Annotated in this window: 12 protein-coding genes and 1 tRNA gene; 7 read left to right on the top strand and 6 right to left on the bottom strand. The window is 61.3% G+C overall.

Translation table 11 applies throughout. The features are described from left to right. Positions 1-130: 130 nt before the first annotated feature. From def to ACIX9_RS05670, 3 genes are all read right to left on the bottom strand, one after another. Complete coding sequence (gene def / locus ACIX9_RS05680; RefSeq protein ID WP_013579520.1) at positions 131-697, bottom strand: peptide deformylase; 567 nt, start codon at positions 695-697, stop codon at positions 131-133. A 32-nt stretch (positions 698-729) separates the two neighbouring features. Continuing rightward, positions 730-1,926, bottom strand: coding sequence for a chorismate synthase (gene aroC, locus ACIX9_RS05675; RefSeq protein WP_013579519.1), 1,197 nt, complete (start codon positions 1,924-1,926; stop codon positions 730-732). 74 nt (positions 1,927-2,000) lie between these two features. Further along, positions 2,001-2,753: a Crp/Fnr family transcriptional regulator gene (locus tag ACIX9_RS05670; RefSeq protein WP_232298797.1), complete on the bottom strand. Its 753-nt coding sequence runs from the start codon at positions 2,751-2,753 to the stop codon at positions 2,001-2,003. A gap of 231 nt (positions 2,754-2,984) precedes the next feature. Here ACIX9_RS05670 and ACIX9_RS05665 point away from each other — a divergent pair, with 231 nt between their 5' ends. From ACIX9_RS05665 to ACIX9_RS05635, 7 genes are all read left to right on the top strand, one after another. Further along, a complete protein-coding gene (locus ACIX9_RS05665; RefSeq protein WP_013579517.1) occupies positions 2,985-4,823 on the top strand; it encodes a proline--tRNA ligase in 1,839 nt (612 codons plus the stop codon). A gap of 605 nt (positions 4,824-5,428) precedes the next feature. Then, positions 5,429-7,921, top strand: a complete 2,493-nt coding sequence (locus ACIX9_RS05660; protein WP_013579516.1) for a transglycosylase domain-containing protein — start codon at positions 5,429-5,431, stop codon at positions 7,919-7,921. Positions 7,922-7,976: 55 nt separating this feature from the next. Beyond that, complete coding sequence (locus tag ACIX9_RS05655; protein ID WP_013579515.1) at positions 7,977-8,900, top strand: Fpg/Nei family DNA glycosylase; 924 nt, start codon at positions 7,977-7,979, stop codon at positions 8,898-8,900. Positions 8,901-8,935: 35 nt separating this feature from the next. Continuing rightward, complete coding sequence (gene fbp, locus ACIX9_RS05650) at positions 8,936-9,913, top strand: class 1 fructose-bisphosphatase (RefSeq protein WP_013579514.1); 978 nt, start codon at positions 8,936-8,938, stop codon at positions 9,911-9,913. Further along, the gene (locus ACIX9_RS05645) at positions 9,910-10,161 is read left to right on the top strand and encodes an alanyl-tRNA editing protein (RefSeq protein WP_013579513.1); all 252 of its coding nucleotides are present in this window, start codon (positions 9,910-9,912) and stop codon (positions 10,159-10,161) included. The genes fbp and ACIX9_RS05645 overlap by 4 nt, the downstream gene beginning before the upstream one ends. Positions 10,162-10,238: 77 nt before the next feature. Then, positions 10,239-10,314 (top strand) — tRNA-Ala (locus ACIX9_RS05640). A gap of 445 nt (positions 10,315-10,759) precedes the next feature. Further along, entirely contained in the window at positions 10,760-17,425 is a 6,666-nt protein-coding gene (locus ACIX9_RS05635) for an Ig-like domain repeat protein (RefSeq protein ID WP_013579512.1), read from the top strand. 21 nt (positions 17,426-17,446) lie between these two features. Here ACIX9_RS05635 and ACIX9_RS05630 read toward each other — a convergent pair whose 3' ends face one another. The 3 genes from ACIX9_RS05630 to ACIX9_RS27885 all read right to left on the bottom strand — a co-directional run bounded on the left by ACIX9_RS05630 (position 17,447) and on the right by ACIX9_RS27885 (position 23,137). Continuing rightward, complete coding sequence (locus tag ACIX9_RS05630) at positions 17,447-18,550, bottom strand: phosphatidylinositol-specific phospholipase C1-like protein (protein WP_013579511.1); 1,104 nt, start codon at positions 18,548-18,550, stop codon at positions 17,447-17,449. A 25-nt stretch (positions 18,551-18,575) separates the two neighbouring features. Beyond that, the gene (locus tag ACIX9_RS05625; RefSeq protein WP_013579510.1) at positions 18,576-19,511 is read right to left on the bottom strand and encodes a metallophosphoesterase family protein; all 936 of its coding nucleotides are present in this window, start codon (positions 19,509-19,511) and stop codon (positions 18,576-18,578) included. A gap of 98 nt (positions 19,512-19,609) precedes the next feature. Continuing rightward, on the bottom strand, positions 19,610-23,137 hold the full coding sequence (locus ACIX9_RS27885; protein WP_041597463.1) for a TonB-dependent receptor: 3,528 nt from the start codon (positions 23,135-23,137) through the stop codon (positions 19,610-19,612). Positions 23,138-23,306 lie beyond the last annotated feature (169 nt).

Below are 23,306 nucleotides of genomic sequence, written 5' to 3'. Positions count from 1 at the left end.
TCTGCGCGAAGCGGAGAATCTCCGTAGTTGCCGTTGCTGTTGCCTGTTCTCAACTATCCTTCCGGAAAGCAAACCCTTTCAAACCAGCCCATACCGCACACCGCAAAGCGGTCCAATACGGCACGAAGTGCTACCATTCGCCGTTCTTTTGCATCTTCTTGATCTTGCGTAGGACCAACTCACGCTTCAACCGGCTGATGCGATCGATAAACAACACACCATCCAGGTGATCGATCTCATGCTGCAATGCCCGAGCCAGCAGTTCATCCCCCTCAACCTCAAACCAAGTCCCCGTCACGTCCTGAGCCTTAACCTTGACCCACCCGGCGCGGCTGACCTTCTCGCGAATGTCCGGCAGGCTCAGACAGCCTTCTTCCTCCACCTGCTTCCCTTCCGCCTCGATGATGACCGGGTTGATCAGGGCGAGCCTGTCCTTGGGATTCTTCTTGAAGCTGACGTCGATGACGGTGATGCGCTCCGAGATACCAATCTGCGGCGCCGCCAGCCCGATCCCCTGCGCCTCGTACATGCTCTCGAACATCTCGTCCACCAGCGTCTTCAGACGGTCGTCGAACGCCGTCACCTCAACGCCCTTCTTTGCGAGCACGGGGTCCGGCCACTTCAACACCGCATGCAGCTTCACGCCGCTCTTCTTACCCGCACCCTTCTTCGCCGCACTTGCTTCCGTCTTAGCCAACTCACTCTCTCCAACTTACAAAATCGTCGTGCTTAAAACCGTCGTATCTGCTCGCAATATCCCGCATAGTTCCGCTTCAACTCGCCCAGCGAATCGCCGCCAAACTTATCGATCACCAGCCGCGCAATCGTCAAGGCGACCATCGCCTCAGCCGCAACTCCAGCCGCCGGAACGACACACACATCGCTCCGCTCGTACGCCGCCTTGGTCGCCTCCCGGGTCTCAAAGCTCACGCTCGCCAGCGGCCTCCGCAAGGTCGAGATCGGCTTCAGATAGCCACGCACGACGACATCTTCACCGTTCGAGATCCCACCCTCAATCCCGCCGGCGTTGTTCTTCTCGCGCGTAAACTTCGTGAACTTCGCGCCGCCGTCTTCAGGCTCCGCATCGCCCTGCTCATAAGAGATGGCATCATGCACCGTCGAACCCAGCGATTCAGCAGCAGTCACACCACGCCCAAGCTCGACAGCCTTCACCGCCTGCAGACTCATGACAGCCTGCGCGAGCAGCCCGTCCATGCGCTCATCCCAGTTCACATGCGTCCCCACACCCGGAGGCAGACCATGCACGACGACTTCAAACACTCCGCCGATCGTATCGCCGGTCCTGAGCGCCTTATCCACCTCGCCCTTCATCCGGGCCTCGGCCTCAGCGTCCACGCAGTTCAAAAAAATCTCGTCCTTGGCATTGGAGGCCGCAATCTCAGCCCACGCAGCATCCCGCCCAAGCTCCTCGCCGCCAACGCGCACCACATGGCTCCCCACCAGGATCCCGAGCTCCCCCAGCAGCATCTTTGCCAGCGCCCCGCAGGCCACCCGCGCCGCACTCTCGCGTGCGCTAGCCCGTTCCAACACATACCGCGCATCCGGGAAGTCGTACTTCAGCGCACCGGCAAGATCCGCATGCCCAGGCCTCGGACTAGCCACAGCCTTATGCTTCGTCGCATCGCCAGTATCGACAGGCAGGATCTCTTCCCAGTTCTTCCAGTCGACGTTCGCCAGCGTCATCGCCACCGGTGCGCCGATCGTCTTGCCGTGCCGAACCCCACTCAATATATGTGCGGTATCCTTCTCAATCCGCATGCGCCCGCCGCGTCCATAGCCCTGCTGCCGCCGCCAAAGCTCCCGGTCGAGCCGCACCTGATCCACCGGCACCCCTGCCGGCAACCCGCTTACCAGCGCAACCAGCGCCTCTCCGTGACTCTCTCCTGCTGTCGAAAACCTAAGCATCCACCCTCGTCGTGCGCCGCACAAAACAACCGGCGCAAACCACGATTGTATCAACCGCAAGCCTCACGCGAACCCTAGTAGGCGCCCAGCACCCGCACATACGCCGACCGCACAATCTGGTAGCACTCGCACGCTACCGATTCCATCCCCGCGCGATCCAGAATCTTGATCCGCCCCCGCGTGTAATCGATCAGCCCCTGCCGCTGCAACTCTCCCGCCGCCACCGTCACCGTAGACCGCCGAGAGCCCAGCATCTGCGCCAGAAACTCCTGCGTCAGGTTCAGTGTGCTCGATTCAATCCGGTCGCTTGCCGTCAGCATCCACCGAGCCATCCGCGCATCCACCGGATGCAGCCGATTACACAGCGCCGACTGCGAAGTCTGCACAAACTGAAGGTAGAGAAACTGATGCACCAGATCGGCGAAGACCCCGCCCTTCAGAAACTCGTCCCGCAGAATCTGCGTCCGGATCCTGAGCCCCGCACCGGCCCCCTGGATGATCACCGAGTGCGCCATCTGCGGCTCGCCCAGCAAACCACTCATCCCGGAGAAGCCTTCGCGCCCCACGACCCCAACCTCAACCGACTCGCCCTTCGCGGTCAGCGCATCGATCGAGATCAGACCACTGACGGGGAAATAAATGTGCTTCACCGGCTGGTTTGGCTCCGCCAGCTTCATCCCCGAAGGCATATCACATGGAACCAACGAGCGGGCGATTGCGGCGAACTGTTCCTCCGGCATACGCGCAAGAATCAAATTGCGTGGCCGCCCCGGATTGTTCATCATCGCGCTTTCAACCTGCAAAGGATCGGCTTCTTTCGAGCGCACCCATCAAAGCGGCTACGCAGGTATCAATCGCTTCAACTTGCTGGCGAGGCTGATGTTGCAAAAGTATCGTTTGTAACCAAAAGAGTCTGTCGCGTGGCAAACAGACCCGTTCATCCCTCGTTTACCAGCCGGATACACCACACATCCAATCGGCCTGTCGCTTCGTGCCGGTAGAATGGACTCACATCGCTGACGCCACCCAACGCGCAGCCGGAAGGTTATTCGAACGCCATGCACCGCTGGTCCAAACTCTTCATTCCCACCCTCCGTGAAGCTCCCTCCGACGCCGAAGTCGCAAGCCACAAGCTCCTGCTCCGCGCCGGCTACGTCCGCCAGCTCGGCGCCGGCATCTACTCCTACCTCTTCCTCGGCCAGCGTTCGGTCAACAAGATCGTCGCCATCATCCGCCAGGAGATGGACACCATCGGCCAGGAGTTCCTCCTCCCCACCATCCATCCGCGCGAGGTCTGGGAAGAGTCCGGCCGCTGGACCGGCATGGGCGACAACATGTTCCGCCTCAAAGACCGCAAGGGAGCAGAGCTCTGCCTCGGCATGACCCATGAAGAGGTCATGACCACCATCGCCCGCTCCGAGCTCCGCTCCTACAAGCAGCTCCCCCAGATCTGGTACCAGATCCAGACCAAGTTTCGCGACGAACCCCGCCCCAAATCTGGCCTCCTGCGCGTCCGCCAGTTCATCATGAAGGACAGCTACTCCTTCGATATCGACGAGGCCGGCCTCGACCTCTCCTACAACCTCCACGACGCAGCCTACCGCCGCATCTTCGACCGCTGCGGCTTGGAGTACGTCGCCGTGGAAGCCGACTCCGGAGCCATGGGCGGCTCCCAGTCGCAGGAGTTTATGGTCTACACCGACGCCGGCGAAGACCTCATCGCCAGCTCAACCAGCGGCTACGCAGCCAACCTGGAGAAGGCCACCAGCGCCCTCACACCCGTCATCGATCTGGAACCCACCGGCGACGGTCTCCCCGAACTCGTCCTCACCCCCGGCCTCGGAGCCATCTCCGACGTCACCGCCTTCTTCGGCATCCACGCCTCGCAGGACATCAAGTGCGTCGCCTTCATGGGCACCCGCACCGCCCAGCCCGGCACCACAGAGCCCCTCCGCCCCGTCGTCGCCTTCCTCCGCGGAGACCACTTCGTCAACGAGACCAAGCTCAACGCCCTGGCAGGCACCACCGAGCTCCGCCCCATGCTCCCCGAAGAGCTGCAGCTCTTCATCGGCGGCCCCGCCGGCTTCCTCGGCCCCGTCGGCATCGCGGAGGTCATGACCCACGGCTCCCTCAACGGCCTCAACTCCGGCAAGCCTCTCGATAAGCTCAAGGGCGTCTCCCGCGAGAACGCCTCCGAAGGTCTCAAGACCATCGTCGTCATGGACAAGGGTCTCGAAGGCCGCGCCAACCTCGTCGGCGGAGCCAACAAGCTCGACTATCACTTCCGCAACATCACCCCCGGCCGCGACTTCACCCCCACCCTTACAGCCGACCTCCGCAACATCCTCGAAGGCGAACTCGACCCCATCGGCAACCTGCCCCTGCGCCTCGGCAAAGCCGTCGAGATCGGCCACATCTTCAAGCTCGGCTACAAGTACTCGAAGTCCATGGGAGCCACCGTCCTCAACCGCGACGGCAAGGAAGTCACCCCCATCATGGGCAGCTACGGCATCGGCGTAGAGCGCATCCTCACCGCCGCCATAGAAACCAGCGCCGCCAAAAATGGCGGCGAAGCCTACGCCCTACCCGCCTCGATCGCACCCTTCCAGGTCATCGTCACGGTCACCAACATCAAGGAGCCCGCGCTCGTAGAAGCCGGCGAAAAGATCGCCGCCGACCTCGCAGCCGCAGGCCTTGATGTCCTTCTAGACGACCGCGACGAACGAGCCGGAGTCAAATTCAAAGACGCCGACCTCACCGGAGTCCCCTACCGCATCGCCGTAGGCAAAAAGCTCTCCGAAGGCCAGGTAGAGCTCCTGGACCGCCTCCAAAACCAAACCCTCGACATCCCAGTCGAAGCCGCAGTCCAAACCCTCCGCAACCTCTTAGGCAAATGAACGATGGGTGCCCCATGTCCCGCCTCGGGGACATGGGTTTCCACGGCTCTATCCCCCGGCTCAGAGTCCCATCCACCACAATCGTCATTCTGCCCCTGTAAGGGGAAGAATCTCCGTAACTGCTTTCGCCGTTGCACTTGCTTTTGCCGTTGATCTTGCTCTTGTTAGTTTCAGTCGTCATTCTGAGCGAAGCTCAGAACCTCCGTATTGGCCGTTGCTGTTGCCCTTGCTTCTAGCAACCGTCAACGCTATCCCCATGGCCCTCTCCCTCCCCAAAACAATCCGCCTTGATCGCTCTTATCCCACCTTATCCCCGTGATCTTTGTCCTTACACTCACCCCCAGCGACCAATCCCAAAAGACCCCCAAAAATAATTCCCTCAAAACAGCAGCAAATCCGCATGTCAAGCCCCCACCCTCCGAAAAAATCCCGCAACCCACACCCCATCAACCACTTACCCCAAAAAAATAGTTGGCATATTCACTCCCCCTCATTCAGATATCCTTGGAATAGGGCAAACTATGCGTAAAGGCAGGGATGGCTGCCGCACTACGTAGCCCACAAAAGAGCGTCCAACGGAAAGCGTCACTGGTACCCAGCAAACTATGCCCGTAAAACTCAAGATCGGTCCCAACGCCCCCAAGATCGGCTTCTTCTCCCACATCTTCCGCTTTCTGGTCGTTGTCGTCCTCTTCGTCGTCCTTATCGGGATCGCCGTCTTCGCCTACTACTACCACGACTACCAGCGCATCGTGGACGAGCGCCTGGCCGCCGGCCCGCTCTTCGCCTCCGTCGCCCAGATCTACGCCGCACCCAAGGAGATCCGCCCCGGTCAGCATCTCTCCGCGGAAAACATCGCTTACGACCTCCGCGCCGCCGGCTATAACGTCAATCAGCAGCTCGGCACCTACGACCTCCGCGGCAGCTCCATCTTCATCAAGCCCGGCCCCCAGTCCTACCACTCCCCCGACGGAGCCACCATCACCACCTCCGGCGGCGAAGTCACGTCCATCACCGCCGAAAACGGCGCAACCCTCCGCGCCTACCAGCTCGAACCCCTCCTCATCACCGCCCTCTCCGAGGATAAGAACCGCACCAAGCGCCGCCTCGTCACCTTTGACGAGATTCCCCCGCGCCTCATCCAGGCCGTCACCGCCATCGAGGATCGCCGCTTCTTTGAGCACGGCGGCGTCAACTACTTCCGCATGGCGGAGTGCGCCATCCAGGACTTCACCTCGCACGCCAAAGAATGCGGCGGCTCCACCCTCACGATGCAGCTCTCGCGCGGCTTCTTCCTCACCCCGGAGAAGAAATACTCCCGCAAGCTCCGCGAGATCATGATCACCTTCCAGCTTGAGAATCGCTTCTCCAAGCAACAGATCTTTGAGATGTACGCCAACCAGATCAACCTCGGTCAGCGCGGCAGCTTCGCCATCAACGGCTTCGGCGAGGCCGCGCAGGCCTTCTTCGGCAAGGATCTCTCCCGCCTCGATACCGCCCAGTACGCCCTCCTGGCCGGCACCATCCAGTCGCCAAACCGCCTCAACCCCTACCGCCACCCGGACCGCGTCATGGAGCGCCGCAACGTCGTCCTGGACTCCATGGTCAAAACCGGTGCTCTCACCCAGGACGAAGCCGAAGCCGCCAAAGCCGAAGGCCTCCACCTCGCCCCCGCCAACGTCGACGCCAGTGAAGCCCCGTACTTCGTCGATCTCGTCCACGAGCAGCTCGTCCAGCGCCTCGGCGATAACCTCGGCGCACAGTCCCTCCGCATCTACACCTCGCTCGACCCCGACCTCCAGCGCGCCGCCTCCGACGCCGTCGAAGCCGGCATGCGCAACGTGGACGCTATGGTCAGCAAGCGCGGCGGCGGAACCTATCCCCAGGTTGCCCTCGTCGCACTCGACCCCCACACCGGCCAGATCCTCGCCATGGTCGGCGGTCGCAACTACGGCACCTCCCAGCTTGACCACGCCACCTCCATGCGGCCCACCGGCTCCATCTTCAAGCCGTTCGTCTACGCCACCGCCTTCAATACCTCCCTCTCCGGCACCTCGCTGGACGGCAACGGCCCCTTCACCGCCGTCACCCGCATCAACGACGACCCCCAGGACTTCGGCCTCAACGGCCAGTCCTACGTCCCCGGCAACTTTGAAAAAGGCGAGTACCCCGGCATGGTTACCGCCGCCGACGCCCTCGCCCACTCGCTCAACATCGCCACCATCGCCCTGGCTCACAAGGTGGGCTATGAAAACGTAGCCGCCTTGGCCCGCTCCTCCGGCATCGCCTCCGCCAAGGCCACCCCATCGGTCGCCATCGGCACCTATAGCGCAACCCCCATCGACATGGCGGGCGCCTACACCGTCTTCGCCAACAACGGCGTCCACCTCACCCCCTGGACCCTCGCCAGCGTGCGCAACAACTCCGGGGACATCGTCGCGGACTTCGCCCCTGTCGCCAGCCAGGTCCTCGACGCCCGCGTCGCCTACCTCACCCAGTCCCTTATGCAGGGCGTCATGGCGCGCGGCACCGCCGCCACCGTCCACAAGTACGGCTTCAACTCCCCCGCCGCAGGCAAAACCGGAACCTCCCACGACGCATGGTTCGCCGGCTACACCTCCAACCTCATCTGCATCATCTGGGTCGGCAACGACGACTACACCGACGTCAAGCTCCAGGGCGCACTCGCCGCCGCACCCATCTGGGCCGAGTTCATGAACCGCGCAATCCGTCTCCCCCAGTACTCGGACGTCCACGAGTTCACCAAGCCGGAAGGCGTCACCAACATCGGCATTGACCGCGCCTCCGGCCTCCCCGCCGACTCAAGCTGCCCCGCCGCCTACACCGTCGCGTTCCTGGACAGCACCATCCCCGCCGGAAGCTGCTCCCGCATGTCAGACTCCCACCAGTCCATCGTCGACCTCCTCAACGGCACCACCACCCCTGTCCAGCCCGGCCAGCCCGAGCCTCAACCGACCAGCCCCGCCAATCCAAACGATCCCTACGCCCCGCCGCCACCCAAGAAGAAGAACTTCTTCAAACGCCTCTTCGGCGCAGGCAACCAGCAACAACAGCAGGAGCCCCCTCCACCCCAGTAGTCCATACCTAACTCGCATCGTCTGAAGACTTTGCATCAAACCGGGGGGAGGGTCCATGCCAGAAGGCGACACAATCTACCGTTCCGCCCGAGCCCTCGGCAAAGCCCTTGAAGGCCAGATCATCACCGCCTTCGACACCGGCCTCGCCACCCTCGCCAGCGTCAACGACGACAAACCCCTCGTCGGTCGCACAGTAGACAAGGTCGAATCCCGCGGCAAGTGGCTCCTCATCCACTTCTCAGGCGACCTCATCCTCGTCACCCACATGCTCATGAGCGGCTCCTGGCACCTCTACCGCACCGGCGAGAAGTGGTGGATGGGCCGCAACCGCATGCGCGTAGCCCTCTCCACAGAAGGCTGGCAAGCAGTAGCCTTCAACGTCCCAATAGCCGAGTTCCACACGGCCCGCTCGCTCGAACGCTCCAGCCAGGTTCCCAAACTAGGCCCAGACGTCCTGGCGGAAGGCTTCACGGTCGAGCAAGGCGTAGCCCGCCTGCGCGAATACGGCCAGCAACACCCGGACGCGGAGATAGCCGTAGTCCTCCTCAACCAGCGCGTCCTCGCCGGCCTGGGCAACGTGTACAAGAGCGAGGTCGCCTTCGCCGCCGGAGTCAACCCCTTCCGAGCTATGTCCACCATCACCGACCAGGAGATGGACATCATGGTCGATCGCTCCCACAAGTGGCTCAAGGTCAACGTCCTCGACGGTGCAGGCGACGGCATCGTCACCTACTCCGGCAACCGCCGCACCACCAACTCCGGCAACCGCGAGGACCGTCTCTGGGTCTACGGCCGCCAGGGCCAGGAGTGCCGCCGCTGCGGTGCCCTCGTCCAGATGCGCAAGCAGGGCGAGCAGGCACGCTCCACCTACTGGTGCCCCGCCTGCCAGCCCTGGGTCCCTACCGCCACCCAGTCTTCCGCCGCCCCGGTCGGAAAGATGCTCAAGCTCATCGGCCCCCGCCGCAAGGTAGGCTGCTAACCCGGTATCATCGACAAACGAGGAATCGCACCCAGATGGCAAAGATCACGACCGTGCAGCAGCACATCGCAAAGCAGCATGAAGAGTTCTCGGAAGAAGGCGTAACCCTCGGCTGGCTCATGGGCGGACTCACCCTCGCCACCAAGATGATCGAAGCCAAGATCCGCTCCGCCGGCCTTACCGACGTCTACGGTGCCTTCGGCGCCGAGAACGTCCAGGGCGAGCAGCAGCAGAAGCTCGACGTCTACGCCAACGAGGCCCTCATGGACTCGCTCGGCGCACGCGGCTCCGTCGCCGCCCTCGTCAGCGAGGAGGACGAAGCCCCCGTCACCTTCGACCGCACCATCGAGAAGGGCAAGTACATCATTGTCTTCGACCCCCTCGACGGCAGCTCTAACATCGACGTCAACGTCAACGTAGGCACCATCTTCAGCGTCCACCAGCGCCTCCCCGCCGCAGAAGGCACCCTCGCCGAGTCCATCCTCCAGCCCGGCACCAAGCAGGTCGCCGCCGGCTACGTCGTCTACGGGCCTTCAACTGTGTTGGTCTACACCACGGGCCATGGTGTCCACGCCTTCACCCTGGACCCCACCATCGGTGCCTTCGTTCTCACCGCCGAGCACATGAAGATGCCCGACAAGGGCCCCTACTACAGCGTCAACGAGGCCAACGCCGGGACCTGGCCCGAAGGCTACGAGGCTTACGTGACCAGCCTCCGCACCACCGGCTATAGCTCCCGTTATATCGGCAGCCTCGTCGCCGACTTCCACCGCACCCTCCTCAAGGGCGGCGTCTTCCTCTATCCCCCCACCAAAAAGCAGCCCGGCGGCAAGCTCCGCCTCCTCTACGAGGCCAACCCCCTCGCCTTCATCGCCGAGCAGGCCGGCGGCCTGGCCTCCAGCGGTTCCGGACGCATCCTCGAGATCAAACCCGAGGGCATCCACCAGCGCACCCCCTTCATGGTCGGCAGCAAATCAGAAATGGAAGCTTTTCAGAAGGCACTGTACAAATGACCTTCAACTCCGTCGTCACAGACATCCGTCTCGAATCCCGCACCGGCCTCGTAGGCACCTGGCTCATGTCGCTCGATCACACCGAGTTCCTCCCCGGCTCAACCGGGATACTTGAGGCGGTCACCCGCTCCGGCACCCGCCTCGAGATCCCCGTCACCTCCGTTATCACCGACGACGACGGAGTCACCTGGCATGTCGTCGAAAAACCGCTCGCCGCCGGCACGGACGTCACCGGTCGAACAGGTTAGGCAGGTTGAGCTTTGCCGCGCCGTGCTGATACACTCGTCTTGGTTCAGTCGGCAAGCCCGGCTTTGAGCCTTGGTGTGGGGTTGTAGCTCAGTTGGGAGAGCGCCTCGTTCGCAACGAGGAGGTCAGCGGTTCGATCCCGCTCAACTCCACCAAACCTCCTCCTCAGCTTCATGAGGAGTCGAATCGCCGGGTATTAACCCCATCCCAACCGCATCGATTGACTTCCCTAAGGTTGAGGCCGTCCAGGCTTACTCCTCTCAGGGAGTGCCGCGCTAATCGGCCCACTTCAGCCTTGACCACTCAAGCTGACCGCATGCAGATTTGCCTCCCTCACCTTCGTTCTCTGGTGCGCGCCCTGCGTCGAGCAGCAAGTCAACGACTCTGATTGGTCTGACAACTTCCCGTCCTGAGCGGGCACCCCCCTTTTCCTGCGCAAACTTCAGCACCTCAGCACCCATGAAAAGTTGGATTTGACAGTTCCATCTGCGATGGTTAGATTTCTCTGCGCATCTGTTCCCGACATTTTGGTTGTACCACTGACCGCCAATGAGGCCGAACGGCCTCCTGCTGTCGACGCATGCGCTGAGGAGTTCCTGTATGACTGTTTCCCGCCGATTTGCTGCCGCTTCGCTCGTTGCCCTCTTCCTGCCTTTGCTGCAGTCCACCTTCGCAGGGGCGCAGGCTCCGGCAGTCGCCACCGGCGATACCCGGACCGTGACCGAACCGGTAATCCCGGCAGCATGCCAAGCACTTCAGGCTTCCTTCCATGATGCAAACGATGACGTGCCCGCTTCAGTCGAGGCAGGCTCGACCAATCTCGATCAAGCCCGTCTGCAGGCTGCACTCACGGCATGCACCGGGACGGGGAAGGCTGTGGAACTGACGCAGGATGGTGCAGGTAACAACGCCTTCCTCACCGGGCCAATCTCCATTCCGGCTGGCGTCATCCTGCTGCTCGACCCCGGCGTTACCTTGTACTTCTCTCGCAACGCGCAGGACTATGACACCACTCCAGGCACGCATACGTGCGGTACCGTCAGCGGTGCCAGCAACACCGCAAGCTGCAAGAACCTCATCAGCATTACGAAGGCGGACGGCGCGGGCATCATGGGCTTCGGCAAGATGAACGCTCGCGGCGGAGACGTTGTGCTGAACAGCTTTGCAACGCCCGGCTATCAGGGAAGCACTGCCGGCAAGACGTGGTGGGATATCGCAAACGACGCCACAACCTACAACGGCAGCCAGCAGAATCCACGCGGCATCCAGATCACAAGCTCCAACAATGTGTCGCTGTACAAGTTTACTTTTCGCAATCCACCCAACTTTCATATCGCGATCAACACGGCCAACGGCCTGACCGTCTGGGGAATCAAGATCGTGACGCCGTACAGCGCGCACAACACGGACGGGATCGACCCAGGCAATTCAAGCAATGTGACGATCCGCAACAGTTGGATCTCGGACGGCGACGACAACGTCGCCGTGGGCGCTCCGAGTGCCTTGACCCAGAACATGTCCATCATTCATAACCACTTCTTCGCTGGGCATGGTGAATCGATCGGGAGCTACACGACCGGTGGCGTCAACAACATCCTCTTCGACGACAACCTGCTCTACGGAGACGCGGATGTGGATGGCAGCAACTCCACCGGAATTCGGATCAAGTCTGCCAACGATCGCGGGAACGTGGTTCAGAACGTGCAGTACTCGAACTCCTGCTTTGCGAATCATGGAACGCAGATGCAGTTCACGCCGATCTACAACACCAACGCCGGCACATTGACCCCGAACTTCAAGAACATCCTGCTACAGAACCTGCGCTTCTCCAATCAAGGACCAGTGCCCACAGGCTCCTTCACCTTCCTTGGAGCGAGCAACAACGGCACCATCAATCCCCTCGGCGTCACGCTGGACAACGTGACGATCGATACCGCCGCGTCCGCAAACCTGATCGCTCCATCGAATGCACAGATTACGCTTGGGCCAGGGCAGGTCTCTACCAATCTGGCTTCGCTGCTCTTGCCCTATAACGGCAGCAACGGCAATACCATCACGGATGCGCGGACCGCCTCCTCGCTGGTGCCGCCCGCATGCAACTTCATCTTCCTTGCGTCTGAGATCACCGGCCCTTCAGGCGTGAGCCAGGCCGTCACGACGGGCCAATTTCCGACCGCAGTGGTAATCCTTACCCCCGCGATTGCAGCCACCGGCTACCCCTATCCGACAGGAACCCTGACCGTAACCGACGAGGCCAATCGCAGCTTTACCGCAACCCTCACCGGTGCAGGCGATACGACCTTCATTCCCATCACCAACGCGCCCGCCGGTACGCACTCCTATACCGCGAGCTATAGCGGCAACGCCGTTTACTCCGCCATCACGGGAATCGGCACCTTCACCGCCACGGTAAGCGGCGGCGCGCTTCCCGCGACCGCGACATCGATCAGTGGCGTGCCAGCCTCAACCACCTATGGCACTCCGTTTACGGTCACGGCGAACGTCACCGGAGCGAATCCAACGGGATCACTGGGTTTCCTGCTCAATGGTGCCGTCTACGCGACCGTACCGCTGTCCGGCACCGGCGCTTCGTACTCCTTCAATCTGCCGATCGGCAGCTACACCATCTCCGCCGTCTACAACGGTGATGTCGCCAACGCGGGTTCCATCTCCACCGCGAGCAACGTCACACTGGCAGGCGCCGCGACCACAACCACCCTGCAAAGCTCCACCACTTCCACAACAGTCGGCGTGCCCGTGACCCTCACAGCCACCGTAAGCTCCGCTGCGGGGATGCCGGCAGGGACCGTCACGTTTACCTACACCAGCACCACGGTGACTCATGCCACGACGCTTGGAACAGCGACCCTGGCAAACGGTGTCGCGACTTACAGCGCCTTATTGCCGGAAGGGACGGACAGCATCGTCGCCACCTATACCGCGACCGGCAACTACGGCGGCTCCGCGTCCACGAACTCCATCCAGATCAGCGTGCAGGCTGCACCACCCATCCCCGCAGCAACAGCACCCATCGCACTGCCCTACACCCTGACAACGATCGCCGGCGGTGGCACCACAACCTCAAACGCAACTTGCATTGGACACACTGACACCTTTGGTGATGGCTGCGCAGCCACGGCCGTGATGATCACAGGCACCGGCACGGCTGCAGACCTCCGCAGTGTTGCCGCAGACCCCTTCGGCAACGTGTACTTCACGGATGCGAATGCCGCCCTGGTTCGCCGCGTCGGAATCAACGGTATCGTCACCAACTTCGCAGGATATGTAACCGGAACGGCCTGCGTTCCCACATCCACCACCGGATGCACCCCGACGCTGGTCAAACTGACCGGCAAGCCGCGCGGCATCTACAGCGATCCGCAAGGCGACCTCTTCATCGCAGGGTATGGCGATAACAAGGTTCAGATGGTGGGTCTCAGCGACGGAAAGATGTATCTGGTCGCAGGCACCGGCAGCGGACCGACGAACACCACCGACCCCGCAGGTGATGGTGGACCCGCCGTGAGTGCGCTCCTCAAAGGCCCCCGAGCCGCTGCGACCGATGCCGCAGGCAACATCTACATTGCGGACTCCGGAGACAACCGTATCCGTGAGGTCCTCAACCCGGCCTCCGGCCTTCCCGGCGCGGGCAACATCCAGACAGTCGCAGGCACCGGCGTAACAAGCTCCACGGGTGATGGCGGCCTTGCAACCATCGCAACGATCTCCAACCCGCAGGGAGTCGCGGTGGATACCAGCGGCAACCTTTACATCTCCGAGAGCTCGCATGTACGGGTCGTCTGCGTAGCCTGCAGCAGCGGCAGCGGCCTCTCAGCACTGCTGGTCAAGCTGGGCGTAAGCGCACCGGCCAACGGCAACATCTACACCATCGCCGGCACTGCCTCGAGTTCCAATCCCTCGCTCACGCCGGGGCTCGGAACCACAGTCAACATGAGCCCGCAGAAGATTTCGCTTGACCCCAACGGCAACCTCTACATCGCAGACTCCGGCAACAACGTCGTCTGGTTTGAAGATGGACGCACGGGTTACACCAGCCTTCTCGTAGGTGGGGGTACGGCTTTCACATGCACCGGTTCTGCGATCGGCGATGGCTGCGTCGCTACTCAAGGGATCGTCGGTTCAAATGGCGGCAATGGCTTCGGCATCGGGCTGGACGGGAAGGGCAATCTCTACGTCTCAGACTCCACCAATCTCCGCATTCGGAAGGTCTTAAACAACCTCCGCTTCCCAGGCGGTCCTGTCGGCGCGGCCATCGCGCAGACAGTGAAGTTCCACTTCCTGCCCGGCGATACCCCGGCGACGCTGGCCGTCAGTTCTTCAGAGTTCGCCCTCTCCACTGGCAACTGCATCGCCAACAAGACCGACACCACCACAGACTGCACCTACAGCGTCACGTTCACTCCAAAGGTCGCCGGACTTCGTACCAGCAGCCTCGGCGTCGCCACCAGCTTGGGCAACCCAGGAACCCTGGGCCTCTCCGGCAATGGAGTCGGAGCAGGAGCGACGCTCGATCCCGCTACTCAACTTAGCTTCGGTACGAATGTAACGCCGAATGCCATTGCGATCGACAACAGTGGGAACGTCTTCGTCGCAGACTCCGGCAGCGAGACCGTTTTGGAGTATGCAGCGGGCTCTGCGTCGCAGGGTTCCGCGGCAGTCGGCAAGACCGTGCAGTCCTTCATGAATCCCGCCGCACTCGCAACGGACTCCATGGGCAACGTATACGTCGCCGATGCCACGACCGGTTTCATCACGGTCCTATCTCCGAACGGAACCTCCAGGACGCTCAGCACCTCCTTCTCCGCTCCACGTGGCCTCGCCGTCGATGCCCTGGACAACCTGTACGTCGCGGATGCCGGAGCAAAAACGCTAACGGAGATCGGGGTCAACGGAGTTGCTGCACGAACGCTCGTCACTGCGGGCCTGACCGCACCGGGTGCCCTGGCAGTCGATTCAAACTCCAACGTCTTCGTTGCCGATAGCAGCGCCGGAGCGGTCTATCGGATTGACGGACAGACGCTCGCCAGTTCCACCGTCACAACCGCCGCCACCGCCCCTCGCGCGTTAGCAATCGATGCTGCCGGAAATCTGATCATCGCCGACAGCTCCTCCAACCAACTGCTCGCCATCCCCGCGAACACCGCAAGCGCTCCCTTCGCCGTTGCCACTGGCCTTCCTGCCAATGCACTTGCAATGGATGGCGCCGGCAACCTCTACACCGCATCCGCGACCAACCAACTTCTTGAGCTCCTGAGAACCCAGGCAACCACAACCTTCAACGGCACAGCCGCGGCACCCGCCACAGTCTCACTTCTCTCCACTGGAAACGCAATCGCGAACCTCGCACTGACCAGCCCGGATCAGACCAACTTCGCGCTTGCCTTCAGCACTTCAAACGGCTGCAGTGGAACGGCTGCAGCTATCGTCGTCACGACGGGAAGCACCTGCCAGTTCACCTCCACCTTCACCCCGTCTTCCCGCAACAACTTCACCAACACGGCGACCCTGGCCGGCAACGCGGCCAACGCAGCTCTTGCCACGCCGCCCACGCTGGAGATCATTCAGACCGGCAACAATGCGCCCTTTCCAGTCGCACTCACCTTCGGAAGCTCCGTCCCGGCTTCCCCGGTTGTCGGCGATACGATCATGCTGAACGCAAGCATCACTTCCATCTATGGAACGCCCAGTGGGACGGTAGTCTTCTCCGTGGATGGCAACGCGCTGCCAGCCTCGCCAGTCAGCAACGGAGCAGCTTCCACGACGGTGTCGGGCCTGACAGCAGGTAACCACAACGTCGCCGCCACCTTCACGAGCAGTGACCCAGCCTTCGCGAACGCCTCTGCAACAGCGGTCGTTCTCACCGTGCAGAAAGCCTCCGCCAACGTGATGCTCTCCATCGACAACGCCTCGCAGATCTACGGCGCGGCCAACTCTGCCACCGTCACCATCGCCACAAGCTCCGGCACGCCGACAGGCACGGTTCAGTTCCTCATCGACGGAGTCAACTCCGGCACGCCCGTCCCTGTCTCCGGTGGCATCGCAAAATACGCGCTCCCAACCCTGACCGCGGGCAAGCATGTCATCACCGCCGCATACTCCGGAGACAGCTCATTCGCCTCCGCCAACGCTGCCGGAATAACTGTAACGGTCAGCCAGGCGACAGCCGCCGTCGCACTGACAACAAATCCCTCCACGGCCAACACCGGTGCGTCCATCATGCTCACGGCCAACGTGACCTCCTCCGCAGGTGCGCCGAGTGGGACCATCCAGTTCTTCACAGGAAGTACCGCTCTCGGATCACCCGTCCAGTTGACTGCAGGGATCGCAACCCTCTCCACAACAGCTCTCCCCTCCGGCCGCGATAGCGTCACAGCTACCTACTCCGGAGACACCAACTTCGGCACCATCACCTCCCTCGCAACCACGGTGATCGTAAAAACACTTCCAACGCTCGCGCTTACCGTAAGCCCTGCAATCCCCGTCGCTGGCGAGCCACAGGGGCAGAACGAAACCTTCACCGCAACCTTGTCCAGCGCAAGCTCTGCCACTGGAACGGTGACGTTCCTGGACGGAGCTTCACCGCTCGGTGCGGCCGTGGCTTTGACCAATGGCTCGGCAACCTTCAGTACAAATGCCTTTGCTGTCGGCACCCATAGCATCACGGCGCAGTACTCGGGCGACACGCTCAACGCCGGCGCAGCCAGTACTCCTCTGACCTTTACCACCTTGTCGTCACTGCTTCCCGGCTTCGCCGCTTCGTCGGTCTCCTCGCTCACCGTTGCCGCCGGTGGAAGCGCCACCGGCACGCTCACCCTGACACCGGGCACGCTGTACGGCGGAACGATCACCCTCTCCTGCGCCAGCCCTTCGGCGACGCTGACTTGCAGCATGAGCCCCGCGTCGCTGACCTTTTCAACATCCACCTCTATCCCGCAGACTGCAGCGGTCACCGTAACTGCATCCGCCAACCAAGCGCGCCTGGGCTCACCCTTTCCTGGAGACATGGGAATCCGCCTGGCCGCGATCTTTGGCCTGCCCGGTCTCGCCATGTTGGGTCTGCGGCGTCAAAACCGGAGCAGGCTCATGCTCCTTCTCTTACTCGCAGCAGCCACATGCGGCCTGTATAGCGTGACCGGGTGTGCAGGATCAGGAGCCAACGCAAGCGGCAACGTCATTCTCGTCATCACCGCAACCGACGGAAAGAACAGCCAGAACATCCCGGTCTACGTCACTGTGACTCGATAGAATGGCCGACCGCGCAATCCGCTAGTTCTTAGGATCGGCTTCCAGGGATGACTCGCAGTCCTTGGGAGCGTTGATCGGGTTGCAGCGAGCCACAGCGTGGTTCGGCAGAGCGACGCTGAAGTTCCCAGGCCAGCGAGCGGGCTCATTGGCAGGATAGTCAGTGCTGAGAAGCTGCGCTCCGCTGGACATCATGGCATCGCGCAGTGCGGTGTCATTGGTGCGGGCTTGTTTCGTGTCGGCGTCGGTGCGCGCGCGGATGAGGTAGCCCTGCTTCACCAACGCCTCGATCTCCGAAGCCGGACCTTCATTGCGTTCGAGGAAGGCAGCGTCAGGCTGACCGGGATCTGAGTTGGTGAAGATCACACGTCCACGCAGCGATGGATGACCTTCCAGGTAAACGGGCGTGACCGGATGCTGATCCATCAGGAAGACGACCTTGCCCCGTGCGCTGGCGAGCGCAGGCCAGCCACCAGCAAGGACGGCCTCGTTGAGCGTCTTGTGTTTCCCGCGGACATCATCCGGAGTGATGAGCTCCGAAGCCGGAAACACGGAACGAATCTCAGCATCCAGCGCGTCAAAGGTCGCAGAGGTAAAGGTCTCGGGCTCAGTGAGCTTCAGTTCCCCGCGCGGCTTGCCCTGCTTGGTTTCAACCAGAATGAAGATGGGGACGTGCCTGGGGTGAGCATGAGACCACTGACGCACCTGCTCCAGGCATGCGGTAAAGGGCTGGCAGGTGCTGCGGTAGTCGACGTCCTGGACATGCATCACCTTGAAGCCAGGCTTGGCCATGATGCCATTAGGGTCGAACTCCGGATCTGCCGGAAGGTGAGCGGCGGCAGTCATCGTTGGGCCGGACGGGTGCGCATAAAGGCCGCCCTTGGTATCCGCATACACGTCGAGTTCGATCTGGCGTACGCCCGCGTCGAACTGGTCAGGCAGTGGCTTGTGCTGATAGTCGAGACCCTTGTACGCATCAGCGTACTTGGCCTGCCAGATCTTGCTCTCGTTGGGGGCGATACCGGCGTGGTAGCTGTTATGCGTGCCGATCACCTGGATCTGATTGAGCTTCAGCGGTGCCTGAGCGGCGGCGGTGGTTGCAAGGAGGAGGATCAGAGGCAGACGCATGGAGGTGTCCTTTGAATGCTGAAAGTCAGGCGCGATAAGGCTTTGCATAGTGTGTGGACCACTCTACGAGTGACTCGTTCATGAAGCGCCAGGTGTTGGCCTTGGTGTCCACTTCCATGAGCATGTATGCGTTGGGGTCATAACGGGTGGCAGCCATGGTGTAGTGCTGCGGGCCATAGGTATGGGCACTGTCAATCCACTTATGTTTGTGGCCGGAGACAACAAGCTGAATCGTATCCTTGTACTTCTGCAATAGGGGATAGAGTCCATAGTCCGCAAACTCGGTCGGCTGATCGAGGTCCAGCGGATAGTGAATGAAGACGAAGGTCGGCTTATGCTGCTGAAGCTGAGCCTCAAACCAGTGAAGCTGGGTCTCACCAAGCGAGCCGCGGCGCGGATCGAAGTCAGCGGCGGTGTTGTCCTGCGTGCTTCCCAGGAAGTTATTCAGGTGGATGAATTTGTAACCTTTATAGTCCAGAACTGAATAGGGCTCGGCGTTGAACTTGGCCTTGAAGAGGCGATTGCTCATCTCCCGTGGGACGCGGTGTACATCATAGTCATGGTTGCCGAAGCCAAGGTGGACGGGCATCTTGAAGCCGTCAGTGATGGTCTTGGCGTGGTCCAGGCGGGTGGTGTTCTTGAAGTAGAAGTCGTAGTCGGTGGAAGGGTAGTTATGGAAGTAGTCGCCGATGAGGAAGACCTGCTCGATGGCGGGATTGAGCGAGTTGATGAGATCGCGAGCGGAGACAAGGCGCGGAGTGGTGAGGAGGATGCTCTCGTTGTCTTCCACTCCGTTCTCAGAACCCTTCACATAGAAGTCGTCGATGATATGGCTGTCCGCGACAAGAGCGAAGTAAAACTTGTTGGGGTCTTTGCGAGCCTGCTGCGCCCACAGGCGCTGCGTGAGGAGCGAGGCTGCGGTGGCGGTTCCGAGCGTGGCGAACTGGCGGCGGTTGAGCATGATGTTCTCCCTTGGTGCTAACGGCTGAGAAAGAAAAGGTACTCAGGCGTCACCCTCAACGGAGTGACGCCCTTTCGCATCTGGCTAACTGGAGCAGCTTAGAAGATCACCTTGCCTGCGAACTGAAGGATACGCGCGGGGAAGGTGCCGGCGGAGGTAAGAACGCCGAAGGAGGTGGAGCCGGGGCTGTAGGTCGTGCTTGAGGGTGTTGCGTAGTTGACCTTGTTGAAGACGTTGAAGGCCTCTGCCCGGAAGTCAAAGTTCACACGATCACGATACACAGCGAACTGTTTGTGAAGGCCAAGATCCGTCTGATAGAAGGGGTCCAGACGAACCGAGTTTCGGCCCTCGTTGCCATAGGTCTGGTTGACGGTGGGCAATGAGAAGGAGGCAAGGTTGAAGACGTTCAAGCCCTGGTTCCCGGCCGTCTTCGTGCGTTGCGACTTCGGCAGCAGCGCCGGTCCGTTCTGGTTAGGCCGGACATTCAGAATGGTAGACACCTGCTGGGCGCTGTTCGGAGAGTAGATGACGTTGATGGGCAGACCGCTGTTGATGTCGTTGATGAGGGTCAATTGCCAGCCGCCGAGGAGTTCCTGCATAGCGAACGGCGCATTGGCACCAAAGCTGCGTCCCTTGCCATAAGGCAGGTCGTAGACGATGGAGAGGGTCTCACTGAGTGGCTGGTTGTAGCCGGAGACACCGCGCTCACCGAGCGAGTTGGCCAGGTTGATGCGGGAGTTATCGCCGGAGTTAGTGTCGAGGTGACCGCTCGCATTATCGAGCGCACGCGACCAAGTGAAGCTATTCAGGACGTACAGGCCGTGACCGGTGCGATGCTCGAACTTGGTCTGCAGGGCGTTGTACGAAAGGAAGCCCTGAGGCAGGGTCTCTTCAATCGTCGTGAAGCTCTGCACGGGCCGGCGTTGGGCGACCGTAAGGCAGCCACCCGTGGAGCCCGGAAGACCTGAGGCATTGCAGGTTGCAGTAACGGGATTGCTCGGAGCCTGGTTGTAATCAGCCAGAACCTGCAGCTTCACACCATGCTCACCAACGTATGCGACCTCAAGCGAAGTGGAAGGACCAAGCTGACGTTGCACCGTGAGATGGTAGCTCTGCACGTAACCGGTGGGCAGATTCTTCGGCAGATAGCGAGCCTGAGTATTGAGGTTCGAAGCCGCAGTCACATTCGCCGGGTTCGCCAAGTTGGTGGGATAGCCTTGGGTGGAGGTGCGGAAGCACGGCGTAGGGTTCGTGGGATCGTACACAGCGGTGACCTGCGTGGCGTTGCAGACGGCGAGCCTTGCCTGCGAACCGGTAACGCCGGGGTTGGCGTTGATGGGTGCCTGGACGATGTTGGTATTGACCACGGCTGGGAGGTTATAGACCAGAAGGTTCTCGCCGCCTTCACGGTTGAACTGCGCGTAGCCCAGACCGTAGCCGGCGCGGATGACGGTCTTATTGTCCACCGAGTAAGCCAGGCCAAAGCGCGGGGCAAAGTCCAGCTTGGGCATGTTCACTAGGGCGCGGTTATAGATGGAACCGGAGGTCGCCTTGATCAGAGAGTTCGTGCCAGGATCAAAGTTGGCAAGCAGGTTATTGGACTCCCACTGCGGCGTCACAAGCTCATACCGCAGACCGGCATTGATGGTCAGCTTGGACGAGACGCGAATGTCATCCTGTAGATACAGGTAGTGCATGCGCTGGTTGAGGTTGACGATGACGAAGTTGTTGAGCTGATAGGTATCGCGTGCACCGAAGATGAAGTCAGAGAGTGACGCCGCTTCCTTGGTGCCTGTATCGCTGGCAGAGAGAGCGGAGGCGGAGGCGCCGTTGTAGCTGAAGTTGCCGTTGTAGGTGTCCTGACCAAACGACGGGTTGAAGTCATTGATCGTCGTAAAGATGGACTGGTACTCATAACCAGCCTTATACGTGCTGCGACCGTGAATCCACGTGTAGTTGATCTTCGGATCGAACACGTAGGGGTTCTGGAACTGCGGGTTCGAACCCAGGTTGCCGAACTGCGAGTAGTTGGCGACCGACTGAACGTTCAGGCTGCGAACGGTCAGAGGGTTCGTCGGCAGCCCGGGGATACCGGTTTCCAGCGACGGCAGGTTGCCTCCGTATGGGCTCTTGCCACCGTCCGTGCGGGTGAACGCAAAGCGTGCATCCAGGATGGAGTTCTGCGTGAAGGTGTGGGTGACGCCACCGGCAATCTGCTGATTGAAGATCTTGACGAAGCCGTTACTGTTACCACCGGCCGCTCCTTGGATCACGGGCGGCGAGAGGATATTGCCCTGGTGTTGTGAGTAGCGAACAAACGCGGTGGTCTTCGCGCCGAAGACGCCGTCGACACGGGCGTCGCCCTTGTTGTCGTCGAGGGTGCCGGCAGGGAGCGAGGCGTAGTTGTTAGCGACCGGTGAACCGGCGACGTTTGCGTTGGGCAAAGCGCCAAGGATGCCTTTGGCAAATGGGGAGATGCTGGGGTCGGAGAAGGGGATGACGCCGTTGGCGTAAACCTGACCGGTGAGCGGGTTGCGAATAGAGACGGGGTTCCCCGCATCGGCACCGTTGACGGCACTGAGGAAGGTATATCCGCCGTTGCTGACCGCAAGTGCGCTGGTACCGTTCTGGTTGGCGGTGGGCACGGTGGCCTGGTTGATGTTGTGCGTGATCTGACGGGTGCCTTCATAGTCTCCGAAGAAGAAGAGCTTGTCTTTGCGGAGCGGTCCGCCAAGCGTTGCACCGAACTGGTTGCGGATGAGAATCGGCTTCTGCGCCGCGCTGGTCAGCGGGTTGGTGGGCGGCGTGAAGGGTCCGATGGCATTGAAAACCGTGTTGCGGATATAGTCATACGCCTTGCCGTGGAAGGCGTTGGAGCCGGAGCGGATGGAGACGTTGATGACGGCGCCAGCGGAGCGTCCGTACTCGGCGGAGTAGTTATCGGTTTGAACCTTGAACTCGGAGATCGCATCCGGCGACGGAGGAATGGACTGGTTCGAGAAGCCCTGGTTCGAGGTTCCATAGGCGTTGTTATCGAGACCGTCGAGGAGGAAGTTGTTGAACTCGGAGCGCTGGCCGTTGACGTTGAAGGTTGCGTCGCGGCTGGAGTCGCTGCTGTTCTCAAGCAGGTTCCGGCGCACACCCGGGACCAGCGCAGCAAGATCCGCATAGGCGCGGCCGTTCAGCGGAAGGTTCTCGACCTCGCGCGTGCCGATCACCTGACCCCGCTCGTTCGATTCCGTCTCAAGCAGTGCCGCGGAGTCGGTCACGGTCACGGCGTCGGCCGCAGATCCAATCTTGAGCGAGACGTCCACGCGCTGGCGTGCGTTGACCTGGACCGCGAAGGGGGCCGTCGCTCCGTTGCTGAAGCCCTGCGCGTCGGCGTCGACTTCATACTGGCCGATCTTCACGTCCGTGAACTGGTAAGCGCCCTGGGCGTCAGTCTTCACCGTGACGGTCACCTTGGTCGCGACATTGACCAGCGTGACATTGGCACCGGCAAGCGCGGCACCGGAAGAGTCATGAACATAACCAAGAACGGACGCCGTTTCAAACTGCGCGGAGAGCGGCGCGATGCTAAGCGCAAGGAAGCAGACAGTAGCTGCTGAGGCGAGAGAGCGTTTCACAAAGGACTCCAGACATACATAGAGAGGATTGCGGCGACGTGGCTGGGGAGCGACTCGGCCCAGCTCGGAGAAGAAGCCACGTTGGCTGCGTGAAATGATCATGGCGTTGTCTTCGCGAAGAAAGAAAGGGTGCCAGGGCTCGTACCCCGGGTGCATACCCCTGCCTCAC

This window comes from Granulicella tundricola MP5ACTX9, assembly GCF_000178975.2.
GTDB lineage: Bacteria > Acidobacteriota > Terriglobia > Terriglobales > Acidobacteriaceae > Edaphobacter > Edaphobacter tundricola.
This window is presented reverse-complemented; position numbering and strand designations above follow the sequence as displayed.